This is a genomic window from Vibrio sp. 378, from assembly GCF_033339435.1.
On the sequence record NZ_JAWOUO010000465.1, the window covers coordinates 1 to 751 of the forward strand.

At 47.8% G+C, this 751-nt stretch carries 1 protein-coding gene; it reads right to left on the reverse strand.

Annotated elements, in window-relative coordinates; all coding sequences use genetic code 11:
- The coding region (locus R7Q48_RS26955) for an aminotransferase class III-fold pyridoxal phosphate-dependent enzyme (protein ID WP_318133313.1) at nucleotides 1-751 on the reverse strand (751 nt) is incomplete at both ends.

Below are 751 nucleotides of genomic sequence, written 5' to 3' on the forward strand. Positions count from 1 at the left end.
TAATGCGAAGTCAATCTGTTCGAATGAAATGATAAGTGGTGGAAGGAAGCGAATAACAGAACCTTCGCGGCCGCCTTTCTCAACCATCAAACCACGCTCAAGCGCAGCACGTTGAATCGCTAGGGTCAACTGACCGTCAGCAAGAGGTTCACCAAACTTGTTAAGCTCGCCGTTAGGATTCTTGATTTCAACGCCTAGCATCAAGCCTTTGCCACGAACTTCAGCAATACAGTTAACACGTTTTTGGATGCTTTCGAGACCAAAACGTAGGTATTGGCCCGCAACGTTCGCATGCTCAACAAGGTTGTCACGTTGGATAATTTCAAGCGCTTTAGCACCTGAAACCATTGCAAGTTGGTTACCACGGAATGTGCCCGTGTGCTCGCCTGGCTTCCACGTATCGTGTTGCTTATTGATCACAAGCAGTGACATTGGCAAGCCGCCGCCAATCGCTTTAGAAAGACACAATACATCAGGAACGATACCCGCTTCTTCGAAAGCGAAGTTGTAACCAGATTTACCCACACCACACTGGATTTCATCAAAAATCAGTAGGATACCGTGCTCATCACAAATACGACGTAGTTCGCGCAACCAGAATGCTGGAGCAGGAATTACACCGCCCTCACCTTGTACTGGCTCTACGATGATCGCAGCAGGTTTCATGATACCCGCTTCATCATCGTTCAATAAACGCTCGATATAACGAATGCTTGCTTTCGCACCTTCGTCACCGCCAAGACCAAATGGA